The sequence below is a fragment of the Arthrobacter sp. TJ-238 genome, assembly GCF_058269215.1.
On sequence record NZ_JBZCNH010000002.1, the window covers coordinates 266,238 to 285,020 of the forward strand.

General features: G+C 62.4%; 17 protein-coding genes and 1 pseudogene. 13 read left to right on the forward strand and 5 right to left on the reverse strand.

The annotated features are described in order from the left end of the window. Positions 1-56: 56 nt before the first annotated feature. The 3 genes and pseudogenes from AC4D2O_RS04545 to AC4D2O_RS04555 form a co-directional block, all read right to left on the reverse strand. Positions 57-1,247: pseudogene (locus tag AC4D2O_RS04545) on the reverse strand (IS30 family transposase). A 279-nt stretch (positions 1,248-1,526) separates the two neighbouring features. Continuing rightward, positions 1,527-2,528, reverse strand: coding sequence for a hypothetical protein (locus tag AC4D2O_RS04550; protein WP_490905420.1), 1,002 nt, complete (start codon positions 2,526-2,528; stop codon positions 1,527-1,529). Positions 2,529-2,543: 15 nt separating this feature from the next. Further along, on the reverse strand, positions 2,544-3,467 hold the full coding sequence (locus AC4D2O_RS04555; RefSeq protein ID WP_490905421.1) for a restriction endonuclease: 924 nt from the start codon (positions 3,465-3,467) through the stop codon (positions 2,544-2,546). Between the two features lie 349 nt (positions 3,468-3,816). Between AC4D2O_RS04555 and AC4D2O_RS04560 the strand changes: the two genes are divergently transcribed. From AC4D2O_RS04560 to AC4D2O_RS04595, 8 genes are all read left to right on the forward strand, one after another. Further along, a complete protein-coding gene (locus AC4D2O_RS04560; RefSeq protein WP_490905422.1) occupies positions 3,817-4,308 on the forward strand; it encodes an SRPBCC family protein in 492 nt (163 codons plus the stop codon). Between the two features lie 71 nt (positions 4,309-4,379). Further along, the gene (locus AC4D2O_RS04565; RefSeq protein WP_490905423.1) at positions 4,380-4,832 is read left to right on the forward strand and encodes a hypothetical protein; all 453 of its coding nucleotides are present in this window, start codon (positions 4,380-4,382) and stop codon (positions 4,830-4,832) included. Between the two features lie 13 nt (positions 4,833-4,845). Continuing rightward, the gene (locus AC4D2O_RS04570) at positions 4,846-5,037 is read left to right on the forward strand and encodes a hypothetical protein (protein ID WP_490905424.1); all 192 of its coding nucleotides are present in this window, start codon (positions 4,846-4,848) and stop codon (positions 5,035-5,037) included. Then, positions 5,015-6,133 (forward strand): ImmA/IrrE family metallo-endopeptidase, encoded by a 1,119-nt coding sequence (locus AC4D2O_RS04575; RefSeq protein WP_490905425.1) that lies wholly within the window; start codon positions 5,015-5,017, stop codon positions 6,131-6,133. The genes AC4D2O_RS04570 and AC4D2O_RS04575 overlap by 23 nt, the downstream gene beginning before the upstream one ends. A 187-nt stretch (positions 6,134-6,320) precedes the next feature. Then, complete coding sequence (locus tag AC4D2O_RS04580) at positions 6,321-9,449, forward strand: DEAD/DEAH box helicase (protein WP_490905847.1); 3,129 nt, start codon at positions 6,321-6,323, stop codon at positions 9,447-9,449. A gap of 167 nt (positions 9,450-9,616) precedes the next feature. Beyond that, positions 9,617-10,549 carry an endonuclease NucS domain-containing protein gene (locus AC4D2O_RS04585; RefSeq protein ID WP_490905426.1) on the forward strand — a complete coding sequence of 311 codons (933 nt, stop codon included), beginning with the start codon at positions 9,617-9,619 and terminating at the stop codon, positions 10,547-10,549. Positions 10,550-10,613: 64 nt separating this feature from the next. Beyond that, entirely contained in the window at positions 10,614-11,261 is a 648-nt protein-coding gene (locus AC4D2O_RS04590; protein WP_490905427.1) for a DUF8548 family protein, read from the forward strand. Positions 11,262-11,335: 74 nt separating this feature from the next. Further along, a complete protein-coding gene (locus AC4D2O_RS04595) occupies positions 11,336-13,165 on the forward strand; it encodes a hybrid sensor histidine kinase/response regulator transcription factor (RefSeq protein ID WP_490905428.1) in 1,830 nt (609 codons plus the stop codon). A 74-nt stretch (positions 13,166-13,239) separates the two neighbouring features. Here AC4D2O_RS04595 and AC4D2O_RS04600 read toward each other — a convergent pair whose 3' ends face one another. After that, positions 13,240-14,031 (reverse strand): alpha/beta fold hydrolase, encoded by a 792-nt coding sequence (locus AC4D2O_RS04600; RefSeq protein WP_490905429.1) that lies wholly within the window; start codon positions 14,029-14,031, stop codon positions 13,240-13,242. A gap of 102 nt (positions 14,032-14,133) precedes the next feature. Between AC4D2O_RS04600 and AC4D2O_RS04605 the strand changes: the two genes are divergently transcribed. Beyond that, positions 14,134-14,634, forward strand: a complete 501-nt coding sequence (locus AC4D2O_RS04605; protein WP_490905430.1) for an SRPBCC family protein — start codon at positions 14,134-14,136, stop codon at positions 14,632-14,634. A 20-nt stretch (positions 14,635-14,654) separates the two neighbouring features. Here the strand turns inward: AC4D2O_RS04605 and AC4D2O_RS04610 are convergent, their stop codons facing one another. Beyond that, positions 14,655-15,092, reverse strand: a complete 438-nt coding sequence (locus tag AC4D2O_RS04610; RefSeq protein ID WP_152815321.1) for a GlcG/HbpS family heme-binding protein — start codon at positions 15,090-15,092, stop codon at positions 14,655-14,657. Positions 15,093-15,264: 172 nt separating this feature from the next. Between AC4D2O_RS04610 and AC4D2O_RS04615 the strand changes: the two genes are divergently transcribed. The 4 genes from AC4D2O_RS04615 to dhaK are packed head-to-tail and all read left to right on the forward strand — an operon-like array spanning position 15,265 to position 18,617. After that, positions 15,265-16,128: a class II fructose-bisphosphate aldolase gene (locus tag AC4D2O_RS04615; RefSeq protein WP_490905431.1), complete on the forward strand. Its 864-nt coding sequence runs from the start codon at positions 15,265-15,267 to the stop codon at positions 16,126-16,128. Between the two features lie 2 nt (positions 16,129-16,130). After that, positions 16,131-16,949 (forward strand): HAD-IA family hydrolase, encoded by an 819-nt coding sequence (locus AC4D2O_RS04620; RefSeq protein WP_490905432.1) that lies wholly within the window; start codon positions 16,131-16,133, stop codon positions 16,947-16,949. Then, positions 16,946-17,578, forward strand: coding sequence for a dihydroxyacetone kinase subunit DhaL (gene dhaL / locus AC4D2O_RS04625; RefSeq protein ID WP_490905433.1), 633 nt, complete (start codon positions 16,946-16,948; stop codon positions 17,576-17,578). The genes AC4D2O_RS04620 and dhaL overlap by 4 nt, the downstream gene beginning before the upstream one ends. Positions 17,579-17,621: 43 nt before the next feature. Then, the gene (gene dhaK / locus AC4D2O_RS04630) at positions 17,622-18,617 is read left to right on the forward strand and encodes a dihydroxyacetone kinase subunit DhaK (protein WP_490905434.1); all 996 of its coding nucleotides are present in this window, start codon (positions 17,622-17,624) and stop codon (positions 18,615-18,617) included. Positions 18,618-18,783: the final 166 nt, after the last annotated feature.

Sequence of the window (18,783 nt, forward strand, 5' to 3'; positions counted from 1 at the left end):
CCGGGTGGTAGCTGCCGCTCTATAGGGTCTCGAGAAAAGACGGCGGTCTCAACCGTTCAACGCACCACCTGTGATTTTGAGAGTATCGCGGGCTGGTTGAAGGTGGTGATCTGGGCTTGGTAGAGCTCGTTGAAGCTGGCCCATTTCAGAACCTGCCGGGGACGGTCGTTGATGAGGTTCGCGATGTCATCGAGGTCTTTGGCGGTGAACCGTCGGAGGTCGGAGCCTTTCGTGAGGTGCTGGCGGAGCATTCTGTTCGTGTTCTCGTTCGACCCGCGCTGCCAGGGGCTTCCCGGGGGGGGGGGGGGGGCAGAAGTAGACGTTCATCCTCAGGTCCGTGGAGAGCTGCTGGTGTTCCGCCATCTCCCGGCCGCGGTCCCAGGTCAACGACCGGCGTAACGGCTCTGGAATCGTCTTGAACGCCTGAGTTAAGGCGACGCGTACGGCATCTGCCTTGTATCCGTCGGGGAGATGGACGACTTTGACGGCCCGGGTAGTGCGCTCCACCAGCGTCGCCACCGCGGAAGGTCTCTTTCCCATGACAAGATCTCCCTCTCAGTGCCCCACCTCGACACGGTCCTCGATCGATGCCGGCCGAGCGGTGATGGGCACCATGTTCTTCAACCGGCCGCGGCCCAATGATTGCTTTGCCTTCCGTGGCCTGCGGATAGTGCTCCCAGAGCGCAGATGCTGGGACATGCCCGGTCGAGCTCACGGCGGTAGACGTAGTAGATCGACCGGTAAATGCCCTCGTGGGACAGGCGCATGGATGGGTCCTCGGGATAGGCCAGCTTCAGCCAGGCCGCGATCTGCTGGGGCGACCACCCCAGGATGAGCTTCGCCTTCACGACCTGCAGCAGCGCCGGTCTTTGCTTGAGCCGGGTCAGCTTCGGTCGCTTCATCCGGACATGGGCTGCCTGCTCGGCGGCTGTTGCCCGATAGGCGGCTCGTCCACCGTGTCGCGCGAGCTCCCTCGAAATACTCGAGTGAGACCTCCCCAGGCCCGTGGAGATTCTGCGGATGGACAACCCTGCTGCAATGCCGCGAGAGATTTCCTCGCGCTCTTGACGAGTCAGGTGCCGGCGGTTCCGCCGAGGAACATCCGGCTTGATGCCGCCATGACCCCGCAGGAAGTACTGAACCACATGTGCCGGTTGCCCAACCCGGTGACCGACCTGGCGGAACGATTCATCGTCCCGCCACCCCTCCCAGATCGCTTGCTGCTCCGTCGTGAACTCCACACGCACCTCGGCCACTCATCCTGCCCAAGTAGTGGTGCGTTGACCGGTTGAGACCGCCATTCTTTGATCAGGCGGATGTGACGACTCGGCAACGGGTGGTCGGACTCCAGTATCGGCGGGGGAGTCGACAGGCAGGTTCTGTCTCAGCAACGTGTCTTACAGCGTTTGTTCTCAGCGCAGGAGCGAGCGACGTAGTGAGGGGCGCTTCCCGTCAGGAAGCGCCCCTCACTCGTGTTCAACTATCTGCAGTTCCATGCCTCCATCAAGCAATGCCCTAGTGTCCGGCTAAAATTCGGGGTGGTCGCGCAGATACTCCTTGAACTCGTGAAGACTAGGGTCAAAGTCTTCAGACAGAAGGGCCTGGTCAACCACTGCACTCTTCGTTCGTAGCTCAAAGGCGGCAAGCTCTTCGGTTCCGCGGAGGACTAGCCGACAGACATTGCACGCAAAAGCTTCAGGGTGATGGGTGAGTATCCATTCGCCGCTCACGATGTAGGAGACAATTTCACCGTTCCCGGTTTGTTCGCTTCCCCATTCGACATCAGAGTCAACATCTACTCGACCGAAGAGAAGCCCTGTGTGGGCGCATACCGGGCATGTGTAGTCGGCTCCCTCGAGGTGAAGCTCGAAACCGTTTCCGGTGAGGGCGTTTGAACGATCAGCTTCTAGCATTTGGTTGGCAGCCTTGGCCGTAGCCCTCCCCAGCTCGAGGCTTCTCTTCCGCAGAACAGTTTGGGCGGCGGCACGCTTGGAGATGACCAGATTGTCGATCCGTGTTCTCGTCTGATCACGCAGGCTGACAGCTACGGTGTAGTACTGATCATAGAAAGCCTTTGGATTTAGCTCTAGGTGCTGCAAGAAGTACCAGCACAGGTTGAGGCAGTCGTCTAGGACGAGCTTTGAGAGAGCAGATCCAACATGCATAGCTCCGTTCCTGGTCGCGACTAAGCGCTTCCTGCGGGCCGCTTCAACGGGGAAGTCGTCGAGGATGTCGCTAAGTCGCTGTAGGAGAACATCGAGACTTATGGTTCTGAGCTTTGGGTCGTGTAGATCGGGTTTGAGCGCCAGGCTCAACAGCGAGGGCTCCGACCCGGGACCTAGAGGTACTAGGAGCACAGGGTTTTTCCTCCACAGAATTGCTTTGCCTAGGTGCTCTACAGCTAACGGCGCGAGCACAGCCACCTTCCCGTAGTCCTCAGCTACCCAGGCAGCAAGTGCTGCTTCAAGCCAGCTCTGAGCGGAATGGATGAGATCCATGTGTGGGGGAAGGGGGTTGGTGTCTGTCACTCGTTCATCCATGCGCTACTCGCCAATCAGAGTCCATGCAGAGACAAGGATCTCGCCTGTTCTAGAGGCACGTTGCCGCTTTCTGATTAAGAGCTCGGGTAATGAGAGTTTGTTCTGCATCACGGCGGCCAGGTCTCCTCCGTCAGCGAGAATCAGGTTTGGGCGGGCTCCCTTCCCGAACAATTCGACCCCGCTTGGCGTGAACCCGTTGATGGAAACGAACAGGCCGAGGGTGTTGTCGAGTTTGCGGCCGACCTTGCCCCGAAATTTTTCCAGATCCTCCAAGGGTGTGAGGGCCTTGTTCCATTTTGCCTCTAGAAGGTACTCGGTGCCTTGGAAGGTGAACGCGCCGTCAAGCTGCTCTCCTTCGATGCGAAAGGGTCCCTTCACATCGATGTCGTAGACCTTAAAGAGCCGGGTCAGGAGTCGCTCCAGTGCGTATCCGCGTGCTTGTCGGTCAAGGTCCCTCAGAGACTCGAATAGGATGTTGAGCTCGCTCAGTTGCTCGGTGACTACGAGCTGGGCCGCTGCGAGCTCCTGCGCGACTATCCTGCGCTGTTCGGCCTGGTTTGATTGCGAACGCATTTTGCGGTATGGCTCCACGTATAACCGCAGAGTATCCAGGGCCGCTACTGCCTCGTCGTACTTCTCTTGCCCGTCCTCAACACGCTTAAGCCACCCGGGATCCTGAATGTCTGCTACTGCGAGCAGGAGATTGAGAAGCGTCTCGAAATAGATGTGTTGATCTGCATCGAGCTTACGAATGAGGTCCCGAATAACCTGACGCTTTACTTGCGTGAAGTCCAGCCGCGCCACCAGCTCCCGGTCTCTTACTGATGCATCGAGGAACATCCTCAGGTCACGCTTCCACCAGTACGCTGCCGTAAGGGCATCTTGGAGCGGCGCGAGAACCGCCGGTGCGATTCGTCGTGTTGTCATAATGAGATTGTAGGGATTGAACTACGCCGAAGATTACCGATGGTGGCGCCCCTGGCTGCGCGTACATGGCTGAGCGGCGTTCGGCGGACGAATCGGTCTAACGCTTCAGCTTCGTTCGTCCTGTGGACGAGTCGGTCGAACTTGTCGTCGGGCTCGAATGGCGACTGCGTGTCCGTGCGCGGCTACTCCTTCACCCTGGCCGACCAGCGATTCCCGCCGGCAGGCTCAGCACTCGGTTGCTGCACCTCGACCGTAGGTTCAACCACAGGTTCGATAGCAGCGGGAGGTGCGGAACGGGTAGCCTCGAATGCTTCCACAGCCGTGATGCTCAAGTAGAAAGAGATGCAGCTTGCTAATACAGCGCACTAGCGATCAGGTTGTCCGGGTCTCACACTCCGCTCACATCTCAGCATCGCCGGCTGAAGTGTGGGCGTTCATTCGGCCAGCCGAGGCCGCCCTGTTCCTAGATCCATCGATCGTCAGATCGTTCCGTGTGCCAGGCACCCCAAACGGGGTAGGGGACATGCAGGGATTCATAGCCTCCCGCGATGGTGCTGAGCATGTTCAACTCATTGAAGTCGTCGAGGAAATCCCTGAGAGCCACGCTGTTGTGCGCTACGTGGCGACCAACGACCCGACGGCCAGAACGAGTTACCGACTGGCGGCCGATGCTATGGGAACAACCCTTGAGTACGAACACGTCTTCACAGTCCCGGGTGTGCACGTCAGATCTATCCCTGCTTTGCGTGGAGAGCATGACCACGCCGCGATCATCTTCCTCGGCCGGGTGAAGTACATCCTCGAGGAGGATCAAGGGCGTCGCCGGGGTCGGCATCGATAAGCGAAGGTAGCGACGGGCGAGACTTGCCTGATTTTTTGTGTAATATTATTACACCTATAGAAAGGTGGACCATGGTCAACTCAGATGATGTACTGGCGAGATACCTGCACGAAGAGTTGATGACGCTCGTCGAGCCACTGCATGAAGCTCTCGCCACGGCCGACGCGGACGCTTCCAAGTACTTGTCCGGATACATGCACGCTGGTGCAATGTCTTTCCTAAAATCAGGAATCATGCGGCTCGGCGTTCGCGAGTACCTCACCGAATGGGGGCTCGACGTATGGGTTCTGGGTGGCAATCCTAACCGCATGGGTCAGCTAACTCTGAGCAATGAAGCTGGCGACCTTGCCCTGCGGTTCTTGAAGGACGGCAGACCCCCTGCGTGGACAGTGCCGCATGCCGGCAACAGTCCGACTCGGCGAGCTTTTTGGCGGAATACGCCCATGCTGGATCTTGGACCGGAAGCGCTTTTCGAGGTGAAGCCTACTCACAACCTACTTCCGGTTGTGGTCTCCCGGTGCTGATGGAGCTTTCAACGTGCGAGCAGTCCGGCCGCTCGAACCCGGTCGCTACTCGGGGCAAATCGCGATCGACTTCAGCCTTGATCTCGCCCCCACACGGACAGCTTTTGAGGAGCTTCGCTTCGTCGGCGAGGACCATGAAGAAGACCTGATGATTGCTATCGATACAGACGAGGAGCTTGAAGGTGAAGGCGGAGCAGCGGGGTAAGCGTCTAGCTACTTTGCGTCGACTTCTCGCGCTCAATCAGACTGAATTTTCCGAACTCACAGGACTGAGCCAGCCCCTCATCTCCCTCATGGAGCGGGGAGAGCGGTCCGTCACCGATGCTGTCGTTCTCGATCTAGCAAGAATTACGAAGACGCCAGCCTCCTTCTTCGAAGTGTCGAGCACACCGCCTTCAGGTGTGCTGTCCTTCCGCAAGCTGTCAACAACCTCCGCAAGCAGCCGAGATGCTGCCACGGCACGGTTTGAAGAACTCGAGCGAGTAGCCACCGACCTCGGTCAAAGCGCGGATTACCCACGCCCTGAACTGCCTACTGCTGAAGATGATCTTGACGGAGATGACATTGAAGCTTTGGCACAACGAGTTCGGGCGCACTTAAGGCTGGAGCCTGAGGATCCCATCTTGAACCTCACGAGAGCGTTCGAGCGCAAAGGAATAGTCGTCGCCTCACTTGCCTCAATCGACGACGGCATTCTCGACGGACACGATGGTGCATCGCGAGCCTCTAAAAGCTCAGTCCGGCCCGTCATTGGCTACGTATCAGGCATGTTGGGGGATCGAGAGCGCTTCACCAAAGCTCACGAGCTGGGACACATAGTGCTCCATGCGGAACGGCCAGACGTAAGCGCAAAAATCAAGGAACGAGAAGCGCACCGCTTTGCGGGCGCCCTACTGATCCCAGAAGGTGCGATGCGGAGCGAAGTCTCAGAGACGCTGTCACTCAACGGCTTTGTGGCAATGAAAGCAACCTGGGGCGTATCTGTACAAGCCATCATCGCCCGTGGGTATGCGCTAGGACTTCTCTCCGATAGTCGGCGCAAAGCGCTCATGATGCAGGTGTCTTACCGAGGCTGGCGGAAATCCGAGCCAGTGGAAGTCAAGTCTGAAAGCTCGCTGTTACTTCGCCAGCTTCTAGAAAGGCAGTACGGGAAGTCGCCCTATCTGAAGGGTTCAAACGACTTGGGCATAGCCCCACAGTTCCTGCAAAACTGGGCCCCTGGCGCCGGAATGGGTACAGCGGAAGCGGCACAGTTACACGAAGAACCTGCACCGACGAACGTGGTTCGCTTGTTCTCCTGACGAACTCTTGACTGGGGTGCCACTTTCCAACCTTGTGTCAACTTAGGTTGACGCAAGGTCAATTATCGGAGGATCATCCCTGAAAGCTAACGCTCATGCGAGCGCCGCGTACGTTCCAGCATGTCAATCTGCCGGTGTTCTTGCAGCTCCGGCATACTCTGTGACGGTGGAAAATATCACTGGAGGAATGGCGCAGCAGAGACTAGCCGAAGGCCTCTATGAAACGCTCGTTACTCGCTCGCTCTTAGAGCGCTTGGTTAGCCTGCCTGAACTCGAAGCGACAGTGGAGCCGCTAAGCGAGAGCGATGCTCTTGTCGCTGTGTCCCAGTACCTTGCCGGGGCGCTGAGTGTTGCGATGTCGAAAGCTGAGCCAGAAAGCCGACTCGCCCTAGCAAATCAACTCCTAGTGGCGTTGTCAGCGGACGAGGCGATCGATCAGGGGCCGTCACAACTCCTATCGCTACACAAGCCCGAGTCAGTGAAGCGGCGCGACCTGCGGCGGCCCACGACGGCGCTCTCCGACTCAGCGCTCCTGACGAACGGCAGAGATGAACCGAACTTGGCGGCGGAGCTGCGCGCTGAGATGGAGTCCGCCAACACCGTCGACCTTCTCTGTGCCTTCGTTCGGTGGACCGGGCTCAGGCTACTCCACCCGACTCTCGAGCGATTGGCCGAGCGTGGGGTGAAACTTCGCGTCATAGCGACCACCTATATGGGTGCTACTGAACGCCGAGCGATTGACGAGTTGGTGATTCGATACGGCGCCGAGGTCAAGATCAGCTACGAATCGCAAGCGACGCGGTTACATGCAAAGGCGTGGCTGTTCCGCCGAAACACCGGTTTCGACACGGCCTACGTGGGAAGCTCGAATTTGAGCAAGGCAGCTCTGGTCGACGGGCTGGAATGGAACGTGCGCCTCAGCTCCGTCGCCACGCCAGACCTCCTAAAGAAGTTCGAGGTGACCTTTGATAGCTACTGGGCACAGCGCGCCTTCCAGTCCTACGACCCGGAGCGGGACGGCGCCAAACTTGATGCTGCGCTCGAACGCAACGGCGGTCGACGCACCGGTGCCCCGAAGGCCGAAACCGGGCTTGAGGTAGAGCCGTACCTGCACCAGATCGAGATGCTCGAGGATCTCGAGTCTGAACGACTCAAGGGCCACTCGCGGAACCTCATGGTCGCGGCTACTGGCACCGGCAAGACCGTCATCGCCGCCCTTGATTATCAGCGTCTCTGTGAAGCAGCGGGTCGACGTCTCAAGCTGCTCTTTGTAGCCCACCGGCAGGAGATTTTGAAGCAAGCGCTGAGTACCTATCGCACCGTAATGCAGGATGGCGCATTTGGCGAGCTCTACGTGGGAGACAACAAGCCAACGCAGTGGAACCACGTCTTCGCCTCAGTACAATCGCTCGCCTCACGCGGAGTCGAAGCGCTGGAACCAGATTCCTTCGACGTCGTGGTCATTGATGAATTCCACCATGCGATGGCGCCAAGCTATCGCCGCCTTATCGACCATCTCCGCCCGCAGCAGTTGCTCGGTCTGACTGCCACTCCTGAACGGGGCGACGGCGTAGACGTAGCTCAACAGTTCTTCAATGGTCGGACGGCAAGCGAGCTTCGCCTCTGGGATGCTTTGAACGCTGACCTCCTGGTGCCGTTTCACTACTTTGGAGTGTCAGACGACGTCGACCTCAGCCATTTGGAATGGAAGCGCGGCAACTACGACGTTGCGCAACTGGACCGCCTCTACACGGGTAACGACGCCCGCGCAGCGAAGGTGATTCGAGAATTGCGCGAAAAGGTCACTCATACCGACGACATGCGTGCACTCGGGTTCTGCGTATCGGTTCAGCACGCGCACTATATGGCGGAGGTTTTCAACCGAGCGGGGATTCGCTCGCTTGCTGTCGATGGTGGTACCGACGAGGCAGCGCGAGCGCTCGCCCTCGCGCAGTTGCGAGACTCCACGATCAATTGTCTTTTCACCGTTGATCTTTTCAACGAGGGCCTCGACCTACCGCAGGTGGACACGGTGCTCCTCCTGCGTCCCACCCAGAGCTCAACGGTTTTCCTCCAGCAACTCGGCCGTGGACTTAGGAGAGCTGAAGGGAAGTCCGTACTCACTGTGTTGGACTTCATCGGCCAACAACGCCGTGAGTTCCGGTTCGACCTCCGGTACCGAGCCCTCACAGGTTTCGGACGGAAACAACTTGCGAAAGCGGTGGAGGACGAGCTCCCATACCTTCCGTCGGGATCGCAGATCATCCTCGATCGTGTTGCTCAGAAGGTCGTCCTCGACAACATCCGGTCTCAGCTGCGGTTCAGTCGGTCGCAACTCGTTCAGGACATCGCGTCCTACGGTGAGACGAACTTGGCTTCGTATCTCGAGAAGTCCGGCAATGACCTTAAGCAGCTGTATCGGAACACCAAGGACTCCTGGACCGGCTACCTGCGTCAGGCCGGCTTGATCGGCTCTCTCGCGGAAGCTGGCACTGGTCAGCAGATCCTTGCATTATCTAGTCCGGACGAGCAGAAGCTTCTCGGTCGGATGGTGCGCTTCCTGCACGTCGATGATCCCGAGCGCGGAGCGGCCTATACAAAACTCGTTGATCCGTCGTGCCCGCCCTACGCCGACCTCGGTCCGCGCGAGCAGACCTTCGCGCGAATGCTGTTCTACACACTCTGGAACGACGGAGGCGGATTCAGCACGTACGACGCCGGCCTCAGCCACCTTCGCCGATACCGCTTCGTGTGTAGCGAAATTGAGCAATTGATTGAGCTCGGGGTGGCAACGTCGCGTCACGCGGGCAAGAGCCTTGGCTTGGGATTGCAGCACATCCCACTTCTGTCGCACGCGACATACCGCCGGGAGGAGATACTCGCCGCGCTGAGTTACGGTTCCCTCGAAGGAGGGAAGAACGTGCAGCACCGCGAGGGCGTTGCCTGGTGTCCTCAAACCTCGACGGATGCCTTCTTCGTCACGCTCAACAAGGACGACAAGAACCATTCAGCGTCGACGATGTATAAGGACTACGCAATCAGCCCTGAGCTATTTCACTGGGAATCGCAGAACGCTACTTCGTCCGCAAGCCCGACTGGACGGCGCTACCTCGATCGGAAGAGCCACGATTCTCACGTGCTGATCTTCACGCGGCCCACCGCGGAGGACGAGACCGGACTCGCTGTGCCGTACACCTGCCTCGGCGCGGTGGACTACGTTCAGCACTCGGGTGAGAAGCCGATTGCCATCACGTGGAAGCTGCACCGCAGCATGCCGGCAGATGTCTTTGCGGAGGCGGCCGCGGTGGCGCAGTAGCGGCGGTGCTGAGGAATGCGAGCAGTTCGACGGCTAGATATGTGCCGATGGCCTATTTCATCAGCCACGTCGCGTAGGTTTGCACAGGATTTGAGACTCACACATCTGCGGCGATCTGTTTCGCTCAAGATCTTTGAGTGCCGGTTTTGATTTTCATACGGAAGGCAGTGATCAGGATCGACTATTGGGTAGTCCGTCAAGGACAACGAGGCATCTACACCGAGCAGATGACTCAGGCCGGGTATCTTGGCGTCGACTTCATCGGGGACCACGACATCCAGCCCTATTTGGAGTCGGACCCGAAGGAGTTCCATGCGGCCTTGAAGCAGGTGTTCCTGGAGCGCAATCCTGAGAAGACCAAGATTGCAGCGGGCCTTGCAACGGGAAATTTATGGGTAGCATGCGCCGGGCTGAGCGTCGGCGACGTGGTGCTTGCCCCAAAACCGGATCGTGCTTACGCATTTGGCACGGTAGCTGGGGGATACGAGTATCACCCAGGCACGGAGCTGCCGCACCGCCGCCGCGTCGAGTGGCAAGGTACGTTCGACCGCGATCTGATGTCAGCGGAGTTGGCACGATCAGCTAGTTCGTTGATGACGGTCTTTTCACTCACCCCCTACGCATCAGAGTTGGCCCAGCTGACCAGCCTGACGACGACTGCCAGCACTGACCATGTGCTAGCTCCGGTAGACATCGTTGAGGAAGTTGCTTTTCAGATGGAGAAGCAACTCGAGGACTTCCTTGTACATAACTGGAGTAACACTCAACTGGGCCAGGAATATGACATCTACACAGAGGCTGGACTTCCCGTTGGCCAGCAGTACCCCTCCGATACAGGGCCGATGGACATCCTCGCGATTAGCAAGGACCGAAGGCGCCTTCTTGTAGTTGAGTTGAAGCGCGATCGAGCGAGCGACGCAGTCGTGGGTCAGATTCAGCGCTACATGGGGTACGTGCAGGACGAGTTGCTTGAACCGGGACAGACGGTCGAGGGCGTGATCATCGCACGAACGGACGACCTTCGGATCAAACGAGCGCTCACGATGACCAGAAACATCAGGTTTATGAAGTACCGCGTGGAGTTCCATCTCGAGTCGTAGTGATTGGCAGACGATCCTGCAGATTTTGAGTACCGCCGTGACCAGTAGAAGGAAGAGGCTGACAATGACTGACGTAGAGCTACTGCAAGCAATGATTGAGAAAGAGTTCCCCCGAGAAGAGTGGGTTGTTTGGCCCGGCGGACGCGCCGGAGCTATCGAGGCCGCGCTCATCGACGCGGTTTTGTCGATACAAGCAAAGTACGGATCAGAGACCAACGGGGTGCGCGGCTCCGTAAGCAGGTACGTATCCGCAGTCTCACCTGACTCGCCTGCTAACGACCTACGACGTCTGGTTACTCTCGATGCGGCTGAGCTTCAGGGTCTACTCAATGACCAGATGATCAGTGGGCGCACGAAGGCGTCGGCCATCCAGGAAGCAGCGCGAAATTTGGTCGATGTCGGCGTCGTGCAAGCGGATGACCTGGAGGGGGCAAATTCAGAGCATAAAAAGGCCTACACCAAGGTTCATGGTCTCGGTGCAGTTACCTGGGAGTACTTCTGCATGCTTCTCGGCACGCCCGGCGTCAAAGCAGACACCTGGATTGTTGCTGCGGTCAGCAAAGCCACTGGACGTCAGGTAACCCCCCAAGAAGCGCGGCAGATCGTGATTACCGCTGCAGAGGCTCTGGAAACGAACCCGACTGAGCTCGATCATGCGTTATGGGCGCATGAACGATCCCGAACGGTAGAGGACGTAGTCGAAGCCGGTTGAGGCTCATGCTCGGCCCGCTATCCTGAAGGCCCGTGCGCAGCGTCGCGCCCGGTCGCAGGAGACAGGTGCCGTACATGCAGCAGCTTCCCACGCCCAGCATCACCCAGAGCCAGCAGAACCCTCCGCCCTCACAGCTGGACCGCATTACCGACCTCGCCGGCGACCTCGCCGGACAGTTCGAGCTGGTCCCGCTCCTCGAACGCGTCCTCGGGCACGCCGCGGCGCTCCTCGGGTGCGAGAGCGGCTCGATCTCGATCGTCCACGAGGCCGAGGGCTACTACCGCAAGGAAGTGGACCAGGGCGTCGGCTGCCGCGAGGGCCAGACCTTCCCCCTGACTGAAGGGCTCACCGGGCAGATCGTCAAGACGCGCGGCACCGTCATCCTCGACCGCTACGCGTCAGTACCCTCGGGCCACATCGACCCGGCGGACCCTCGGTGGGGGAGCGCCGTCATCGGAGTCCCCATCACGTGGGCTGGCACCATCATCGGCACGTTCGCCATCTTCAGTGACGGTCCCGGCCGCATCTTCAGCCATACCGACGCGTCCCTCGTGGAACTCTTCGCCAACCACGCCGCCATCGCCATCATGAACTCCCGGCTCCACCAGGCCGCCGCCGCGAAGGAACGCGAGGCTGCCGTGGCTGGCGAACGAGAGCGTGCCGTGCAGGAGGTCCACGAGACCATCGGCCGGTCCCTTGGCTCGCTCCTGCTGCACCTCGACCGCGCGGATAAGGCGACGCCGGGCGGATCGCCCTCCACCCAGCACGTCGACGCCGCCCGGGTGCTCGCCCACGAGGCGCTCTTCGAGACCCGCCGCACCGTGCTGGGACTCGGCCCCTCCAGCCTGGCCGACCGCTCGTTGGAGGAAGCGGTCCGCCAGGAACTCGACCGGGTGAGCGCCAACGCTCCGATGGACGTGACGCTCCTTGTGACCGGCAATCCTCACGAACTGGCGCCCGTGGTCGCCCATCAGCTCTTCATGATCATCCAGGAGGCCGTGGCCAACGCGGTGGCGCATGCCTGCGCCACCGCGTGCCGGGTGGGCATCTTCTACGACACCACCGGCATTTCGGCCGTCGTCGAGGACAACGGCCGCGGGTTCGAGGGCCAGGAGAGTGCGGACCTGAAGGGCAGCCGGCTCGGTCTGCACGGCATGGCAGCCCGGGCCCACTACCTGCGGGGCGAACTCCACGTGGAGTCGACGCTGGGCTGGGGGACGAGCATACGGGCGCAGGTGCCGTACTCCTCGAACGGCGACGCCTCCCGCGAACGGTGGAAGGTCCTCGTCGCCTGCACCCAGCCCCTTCTCCGGGCCGGGCTCGTCCGGCTGCTCGAGACGTCCGAGCCGTCGGTGCAGGTACTCGGCGAGTTTGGGACGCTCGAGGACCTCACCGAGTCGGTGTCCCTCCTGCAGCCGGACATGATCGTCCTCGACGAGCACCTGCTGTCCCGGTACGCCAAAGCCCGCGTGAGGGACGCGGACACCGTCGAGCGGCCTGTGGTCGCCGTCGTCGACCATTTCGCGGACGAACTCCTGGCGGCCGCCGCGTCGTCGGGCGTGCGCGGCTTCCTCTCGTTGTCCTCCACGCCGGCAGAGGTGGCGCGCGTCGTCGTCGCCGCCGCCCGTGGCGACGCCCTGCTGGACGGGGCGATGTTCACGCGGCTCACGGAGAGTCGTGCGGCGGACACGGGCGAGGTGATATCACTGACGGCCCGCGAACTCGAGGTGCGCGACCTTTTGGCCGAGGGGCTGGCGGACAAGCAGATTGCTACGCGCCTCGCCATCTCGGTGAAGACGGTCGAGAAGCACGTGAGCGCCATGCTGCGGAAGACCGGGGCACGCAACCGCACCATGCTGGTGGGATTGCAGCACCAGCGTCAGGCAATAGCGAACTCCAGGTAGGCGGCGACGCCGGCGGAGGCCTACGTACTGAGGCGCCACCAGCACGCTTACCAGGTGTGCGGGTCAGAGGATGCTTACGAAGACCCAGCGGCGGTGGCGTCGAGGATGAACCGGGCTGTCTCCTGTGGCTGGTCCCAGTGCGGGAAGTGCCCGCAGTCCTCGAAGACGTGCAGGGTGGCGTCCGGATAGAGGGACATGGCGACGGCGGCCTCACTGAGCGGGGTGACCCTGTCCGATCGGCCCCAGCCGAACGCCAGCGTGCCCTTGATCGTCCCCTGCGGCGCGCCTGCCTGGCGCGGTCCGTGCGCGAGCGACTTACGCGCTTCATCGAGACTGGGCGAGGTGGCGAATCCGCGGAGCTCGGTCAGGACGAGCTCCGGGTCGAGCTTCCAGGGGGCCGCGGAGAACTGGGCGAGCAGCGCGGTCCGGCCCGCAGCCTGCTGGACGAGCGACGGCAGGACGGGCTGGAGGCGCCGTACCAGTGCGATGGACGCAGTGATGCTGCCGTTGAAGATGCGCACCTGCGTGTCGTTCCAGAATCCTCCGGGATCGAGGGCGACGACGTTGCCGGCGTGACCCCGCCGCGCCAGCTCGACCACGATCCGGGCACCCATCGAGCTCCCGACGATATCCGCGTCGCGCAGGTTTTCCTGCTCGAGGAACTGCTCGACGGCGTCCGTGAGGGTCGCGATGGTCACCTCGCCCGCGAGCGGCTCGCTGCCGCCGAACCCGGGGAGGTCGATGGCGATGACCTCGCGCTGTTCCTGCAGCAGGGGGAGGACGGGATCCCAGGTGCGGACGCTCGAGCCGAGCCCATGCACGAGGACGAGTGGCTTTCCGGTGCCGGTTCGTTCGGCGTTCAACATGTGGGGCCTTCCGTAGCCGGCGCGAGAACCCAGTCTATGCGGGCACGAATCGCTGCAGCCGATCCCCGCAGGACGAGGGGAATCTTCTGTGAGAATGGACGCATGAGCCAGACAGAGATCCGCCGCCACCAGGAGTCCGTCACGATCCAGGCATCGGCGGAAAGCATCTACGACCTGGTCTCCGACATCACCCGCACCGGCGAGTGGAGTCCGGTGTGTACGCGGTGCTGGTGGGAGGACGACGTCAGTGCAGGCCAGGTCGGCGCCTGGTTCACAGGGCGCAATGAACTTCCGCACCGCACCTGGGAAACCCGGTCGCAAGTCGTGGCCGCAGAGCGCGGCCGTGAGTTCGCCTGGGTGGTCGGCGGCGACAGGGTTCGCTGGGGCTACACACTGACGCCGGCCGGCACCGGAACCACTCTGACCGAATCCTGGGATTTCCTGCCGGGCGGCATCGCCATGTTCGAGGAGAAGTTCGGGGATGATGCGCCCGCGCAGATCATCGACCGGACCCGGCAGGCGCTCGACGGCATCCCGAAGACGCTCGCCGCCATCAAGCGCATTGCCGAGTCCGGCACGTCACGTGAGGATGAGCGGTCCTAGCGCGCTGACCCGCACCAGGGTCAGGCGATCGCGAACTCCAGGTAGGCGGCGGCGCCGGCGGAGGCGACTTCCTGGTCCTGCTCGATGGTGCCCGTGGAGACGCCGATGGCGCCCATGATGTTGCCATCACGCACGAGCGGAATGCCGCCGGGGAACACCGCGAGGCGGCCGCCGTGGGCATCGCTCAGCCCGTAGATGGGACCGTCCTGCCGGGTGACACCCTGCAGGTCGCCGGTCTCGCACTGGAACGCGATAGATGTGTAGGCCTTGTTGATCGCGATGGTGATGCTGCCGATGTTCGCGCCGTCCATCCGCACGTGCGCCTTCAGGTTTCCGCCGGCGTCGACCACGGCGATGTCCATGGGCTGGCCGATCTCCTCGGCCTTGGCTGCCGCGGCGTCGATGACGAGGCGGGCCTCTTTGGACGTGATGGTTTCGAGTACTGATCCGGGAGTCATGGGGGTCCTTCGTCGTCGAAGTGGGCGGCCGGACGGCCGCGGCCCACTCAACCACGCGTATCCATTGCTGACGAGGTGGTGATTACCCCCAGGGGAAGGGCGGGAGAACCCCCATACCCAGCGCGGCCTCGCCCACCTAGCGTGGGGGTCAGCCTGACCAGGAGGAATCACTATGGCCGTTGTACCGCTGAAGGACATCGTCGACCCGGCATTCGAGGCACGCTACGGGGTGCCCGCCATCAATATCTTCAACGACCTCACCATGGAGGGCGTGCTCGCCGGCGCCGTGGAGGCCAACTCACCGGTGATCCTGCAGACCTCGGTGAAGACCGTGCGCAGCATCGGCTCGCGGGTGCTGTTCGACATGTGGCAGTCGATGACGCGCGGCATCGAGGTGCCCGTCACCCTGCACCTCGACCACTGCCCGGACCGCGACGTCGTCACCGAATGCCTGAAGGCCGGCTGGAACTCCGTGCTCTTCGACGCATCCAACCTCCCCGTTGAGGAGAACCAGCGCCAGACCGTCGACGTCGTCGCCGAGGCCCGCAGCTACGGCGCGCAGGTGGAGGGCGAGATCGAGGCCATCACCGGTGTCGAGGACGACCACGGGTCCGACGACGTCTCCAAGCAGCAGAGCCTCGAGGTGGCCCTCGCCTTCATCGACGCCACCGGGATTGACGTGTTCGCCCCCTCGATCGGCAACGCCCACGGCAGCTACAAGGCCGCACCCGTGCTCGACGCCGAGCGTGTCACGCAGATCGTCGAGGCACGCAACGTCCCCATCGCCCTGCACGGCGGCAGCGGCCTCAGCGCCGAGCAGTTCGCCGACCTCATCGCCCGCGGCTGCGCGAAGGTCAACATCTCCACGGCGCTCAAGGAGACGTACATGCAGTCCAGCCTGGCGTTCCTCAAGCAGGCCGAGCAGAACAGCAAGTGGGACCCGCCGTCGCTGTTCAAGCACACCCGCTCCGACGTCGTTGCGATGGTCACGGACCTCTGCAAGCAGTTCGGCAGCGCCGGCAAAGGCGGCCGCTGACCATGCCGGCCCTCATCTTCGACTGCGACGGCGTGCTCGCCGACACCGAGCAGTACGGCCACCTGCCCGCCTTCAACCGGACCTTCTCCGAGTTCGGCGTGCCCGTGCAGTGGAGCGTCGACGAGTACGCCGAGAAAGTGAAGATCGGCGGCGGCAAGGAGCGCATGCGCAGCATCCTCACCCCCGCGCTGGTCGCCGAGCTCAGCCTGGACGACGACTCCTCCACAGACGCCGCGATCCTCGCCTGGCACAAGCGGAAGACCGAGATTTACAAGGGACTCGTGGAGAGCGGTGTCATGCCGGCGCGGCCGGGCATCGCGCGCATCGTGCGGGAAGCGCACGACGCCGGGTGGACCCTCGCCGTGGCCTCCACCTCCGCGGAACCCGCGGTCCGCGCCGTCCTGGCGCACGCCGTCGGGAATCAGCTCGCCTCGCACTTCGCCGTGTTCGCCGGCGACATCGTGCCCGCCAAGAAGCCCGCCCCGGACATCTACCTGCTGGCCCTGTCGGAGTTGGGAGTGCCGGCCGACGCCGCGATCGTCGTCGAGGACAGCGGCAACGGGCTGCGTGCCGCCGTCGGGGCCGGGCTGGCCACCGTTGTGACGGTCAGCGGCTTCACCCGCGAGGAGGACTTCACGGGCGCCGCGCTCGTCGTCAGCTCCCTCGGTGACCCGGACGGCGAACAGGCCGAGGTCCTCGAGGACCCGCACGACGTCGGGGTCCGCGGCGTCGTCACCCTCGCCACCCTGCAGGCCCTGCTCGATGCATCCAGGGCGCGGTCCGCCTCCCACGCATCGTCGACCGGAACGGAGATCCCATGAGCACCACCACGATCGACGACGTCGAGTACGTCGTCCACTCCCTGGCACAGACCGCCGTCGAGAAGGAGAAGGAATTCGGTGATCTCGACGCCGTGGTGGGCGACGGCGACCTCGGCTACTCCCTCGCCCGCGGCTTCGAGAAGGTGCTGGCGGACTGGGACTCGTTCAAGCGTGACGACGTCGCCACGTTCCTCCAGCAGATCGCGCTTGCCATCTCCAGCAGGATCGGCGGCACCTCGGGGCCGCTGTGGGGCACGGCCTTTCTCCGGGCGTCCGCAGCCGCGAAGACCACCGAGACGATCGACGGGGCCGCCGTCGTCGCCATGCTCCGCGGTGCCACCGACGGCATCAAGAAGCGCGGCAACGCCGACCTCGGCGACAAGACCCTGCTCGACGCCCTCATCCCCGCCACCGACGAGCTCGAACACCAGCTCGCCGCGGGCGCCTCGCCGGAGGAGTGCCGCACGGCGTTCGCCGCGAAGGTGCGCGAGTGCGCGGACGCGACGTCGAGCATGCAGGCGAAGCGCGGCCGCGCCAGCTACAGCGGGGAGCGCAGCATCGGCTCGCCCGACGCCGGTGCGGTGGCCGTCGCCGTCATCATCGAGCGCATCGTGGCCGACTGGCCCTGACTCTTCCTTCTACCGTCCCAACTCACAACGATGTGGAGCCCCCATGAAGAAGTTCGTCAATGATCCGCAGCAGTTCGTCCCGGAGATGCTCGAGGGCCTCGCGCTCGCCAACCCGGACACCCTGAAGTACGTGCCCGAGTACAACCTGATCATGCGCGCCGACGGCCCGGACGAGAGCAAGGTGTCCATCATCCAGGGCTCCGGTTCCGGACACGAGCCCGCCCACGTGATGATCGTGGGCAAGGGCATGCTCGACGCCGCATGTCCGGGCGACGTGTTCGCGGCACCGCCGTTCGACTACGTCTACGAGACCACCAAGCTCATGGCGTCGCCCAAGGGCGTGCTCCTGCTGGTGAACAACTACACGGGCGACAAGATGGTGTTCGAGATGGCCGAGGAGATGTCCTCGGCGGACGGCATCGAGGTGAAGACGCTCTTCATCAACGATGACGTTTCCGTGGAGGACTCCACCTACACGATCGGGCGACGCGGAGTGGCGGGCAACTTCTTCGTCATCAAGGCCGTGGCCGCCGCCTCCGAGCGGGGCGCGGACCTCGGCGAGATCATCCGGATCGGCGAGAAGGTGAACGCGGTGACCCGCACCATGGGTGTCGCGGTGACGGCGTGTACGCCGCCGGCCAAGGGCAGCCCACTGTTCGAGCTCGGAGAGGACGAGATCGAGATCGGCGTGGGCATCCACGGCGAGCCGGGCCGCCGTCGGGGGAAGATGATGCCCGCCAATGAGATCGTCGAGGAGATGCTCGTCCCGATCGTGAAGGACCTGCCGTTCAAGGAGGGCGACCGCGTGGCGCTCATGATCAACGGCCTCGGCGGCACCCCGATCAGCGAGCTGTACCTGCTGTACGGGCAGGCGCACAAGCGCCTCGCGGAGCAGGGCATCAGTGTGGGCCGCAGCTATGTGGGGGAGTACTGCACGTCCCTGGACATGGCCGGGGCGTCCATCACGCTGGTGCGGCTCGACGACGAGATCGAGTCGCTGCTCATGGATCCGGCGGAGATTCCCATCCGCGTGTTCTAGTTCCTGCGTACGACGGCGGGCCGGTCACCTTCGGGTGAGCGGCCCGCCGTCAAGCGTCAGATCGCGGCCGGGTACCCCACCCATCCGGCACGTTCCGCAGGCGCAGAGGATTACCATCTGACGAGTCCGAAGCCCTAAGCCCTATCCCGTGTCCAGGCTGGCCCGG

Coding starts and splice junctions, on each gene's coding strand:
- AC4D2O_RS04555 (WP_490905421.1), bottom strand. CDS start 3,467: ATGACAACACGACGAATCGCACCGGCGGTTCTCGCGCCGCTCCAAGAT.
- AC4D2O_RS04565 (WP_490905423.1), top strand. CDS start 4,380: ATGGTCAACTCAGATGATGTACTGGCGAGATACCTGCACGAAGAGTTG.
- AC4D2O_RS04580 (WP_490905847.1), top strand. CDS start 6,321: ATGGCGCAGCAGAGACTAGCCGAAGGCCTCTATGAAACGCTCGTTACT.
- AC4D2O_RS04590 (WP_490905427.1), top strand. CDS start 10,614: ATGACTGACGTAGAGCTACTGCAAGCAATGATTGAGAAAGAGTTCCCC.
- AC4D2O_RS04595 (WP_490905428.1), top strand. CDS start 11,336: ATGCAGCAGCTTCCCACGCCCAGCATCACCCAGAGCCAGCAGAACCCT.
- AC4D2O_RS04600 (WP_490905429.1), bottom strand. CDS start 14,031: ATGTTGAACGCCGAACGAACCGGCACCGGAAAGCCACTCGTCCTCGTG.
- AC4D2O_RS04605 (WP_490905430.1), top strand. CDS start 14,134: ATGAGCCAGACAGAGATCCGCCGCCACCAGGAGTCCGTCACGATCCAG.
- AC4D2O_RS04610 (WP_152815321.1), bottom strand. CDS start 15,092: ATGACTCCCGGATCAGTACTCGAAACCATCACGTCCAAAGAGGCCCGC.
- AC4D2O_RS04615 (WP_490905431.1), top strand. CDS start 15,265: ATGGCCGTTGTACCGCTGAAGGACATCGTCGACCCGGCATTCGAGGCA.
- AC4D2O_RS04620 (WP_490905432.1), top strand. CDS start 16,131: ATGCCGGCCCTCATCTTCGACTGCGACGGCGTGCTCGCCGACACCGAG.
- dhaL (WP_490905433.1), top strand. CDS start 16,946: ATGAGCACCACCACGATCGACGACGTCGAGTACGTCGTCCACTCCCTG.
- dhaK (WP_490905434.1), top strand. CDS start 17,622: ATGAAGAAGTTCGTCAATGATCCGCAGCAGTTCGTCCCGGAGATGCTC.